Genomic DNA, 2,018 nt, shown 5'->3' with positions numbered 1-2,018 from the left:
GCCCAGGTCAGTGATCCAGTGTCCCGCGGCTTGCGTCCCCACAACATCAGCAGCAGGTCCTCGGCAGTGCCCGAGACCTCCGCGATCGGCTCACCCGGCCCGTAGGTCCAGCAGCGGTCGGCGTCGGTGGCGGTGATTCGCACGGCCTGCCCGGGAGAGGTGGCGGCGCCCTTGGCGATCATGCGGGGCGCCATGGTGTCGAAGACCTCGGCGACCCCGTCGGCGGCGAGCGCCACATCCATCGGCGTCGTCGAGCCGAGCGCGTGCTCGGCATCCCAGCGGTGTATCAGCGTCTCCTGGCTGCGGCGCCGGCGCCAGAACCCGACCGTGTGCGGCGGGAAGAACGTCCACGCCCCGGTGGCGGGAGGAACCGACAGGGCCTGCACGAGCGCGTCCGCCGTCTCGGCATACCAGGCCTTGAGACCAGCCCGGTCACGGGGTGCGGCACCCTCGTCGTAGCTGTCGCCATGGCCCTCCCGCACCGCCGCGACCACCCACAGGTTCCCCGCGCCCAGGTGCACGGCCAGATCCACCAACCTCCAACCGCCGCAGTGCTCGACCGGGGCCGACAAATCACCATCCAGCAAGGCGCCGAACGCGTCCAGTTCACGCCGAAGAACACCCAGGTAATCCACGGCTCCACGATACAGTCCGCCCGCTACGCGGGACCCGGCATGAACGGTTCACCTCGGCGCGTCAGCGTTGACCATGGCCCGCCTGTCCTCGTCGAATGTCAACGGACGGAAGGCAATCGTTCGGTCCGAGGACCTTGGTGAGCACCGTTTGAATGCCAGATAGGACAGTCGCTCAGGACCGGTGAGCCAGTAGGTCTTGAGGAAACCCGGCGACGGGCGGAGGCCGTCGCTCCGCTCCTCGATGTCGGGGTCGCCTTGCGAGACCCGCTCGTTCGCCGATGAGTTCGGGCGGCGCGCGAGGTCTACCGTCACGACGTCCGGGAAGTATCGGGAAGGAGAGGCTCGTGCCGGTGGGTGAGCGCATGGTCGTGATCAACGGAGCGGAGAGTTGTGTGGAGGTGCGGGGCGGCGTGGGCGTCCCGACCGTGTTGCTGGTCGGGTCGTCGATGTTGAGCTGGCCCGATGAGCTGTGTGAGCGGCTCGTGGCCGGCGGGCGGCGGGTGGTCCGTTACGACGTCCGCGACACCGGCCGCTCGGAGTCGTATCCGCCCGGCGAGCCCGGTTACTCCCTAGCCGATCTCGTCGACGACGCGGTCGGCGTGCTCGACGCGACCGCGACCGGGCGTGCCCATGTCGCCGGGATGTCGACCGGCGGCTGGATCGCCCAGTTGCTCGCCCTGGGCCACCCCGAGCGGGTCGCCACGCTCACGCTGTTCGCCAGCCGGCCCAACCCGCCGGGCCCGGTCGACGACGACCTCCCCGGACACGACGGCGCGGTCCTGGAGGTGATCATGAAAACCCCGGAACCGGACTGGTCGGACAAGCGAGCCGTGATCGACCACCTCGTGTTGCAGGCCAGGACGTTCGCCGGGGCGGGCGCGTTCGACGAGGCCTCCGCTCGTGCTCACGCCGAGGCCGTTGTCGCCCGCACCAGAAACGTCAAGTGCGCGACGAGCAACATCGCCTTCGCCGACCATGGCCCGCGCTGGCGGGAGCGGCTCGGCGAGATCACCGCGCCGACACTGGTGCTGCACGGCGAGGACGACCCGTTCTTCCCGATCGGCAACGGCGAGGCGCTCGCCGCCGAGATCCCCAACGCTCATCTCGTCCGGCTCGATCGTGTCGGGCACGGACTCCCGGCCCACGCCGTCACGGCCGTCGCGGACGTCCTGCTCGCGCACACGGCGGGCTGAGATGGTCGGCGCGCCGCAGGTTGACCCCGGGCGGCGGCAACCCATCCTGCTTCTGTAGCTACAGGTCGGGCCAGCCGCGCCGGAGGTGGGCGAAAGCGGTGTCCAGGGCGGCGGTGGGGTCCGGTTCCGTTCCGGCGAGATCGGGGATTTCCAGGACGGGCGAACCCCGGCTCGAACCGGTGTGGGAAGC

2 protein-coding genes are annotated in these 2,018 nt (G+C 70.3%); one reads left to right on the top strand and one right to left on the bottom strand.

The genetic code is table 11. From position 1 onward, the window contains the following. Nucleotides 1–635: maleylpyruvate isomerase family mycothiol-dependent enzyme (locus FNH05_RS36680; protein ID WP_144593424.1), on the bottom strand; the 635-nt coding region annotated here is incomplete at its 3' end. A gap of 344 nt (nt 636–979) precedes the next feature. Here FNH05_RS36680 and FNH05_RS36675 point away from each other — a divergent pair. After that, nucleotides 980–1,828 (top strand): alpha/beta fold hydrolase, encoded by an 849-nt coding sequence (locus tag FNH05_RS36675; RefSeq protein WP_246128155.1) that lies wholly within the window; start codon nt 980–982, stop codon nt 1,826–1,828. The last annotated feature ends 190 nt before the right edge of the window (nt 1,829–2,018 follow it).

Origin of the sequence: Amycolatopsis rhizosphaerae (assembly GCF_007713715.1) — a bacterium.
In the GTDB taxonomy this organism is placed as follows: Bacteria; Actinomycetota; Actinomycetes; order Mycobacteriales; family Pseudonocardiaceae; genus Amycolatopsis_E; species Amycolatopsis_E rhizosphaerae.
The sequence above is the reverse complement of the archived record's forward strand: the minus strand, read 5'-3'. Positions and strand labels throughout refer to the sequence as shown.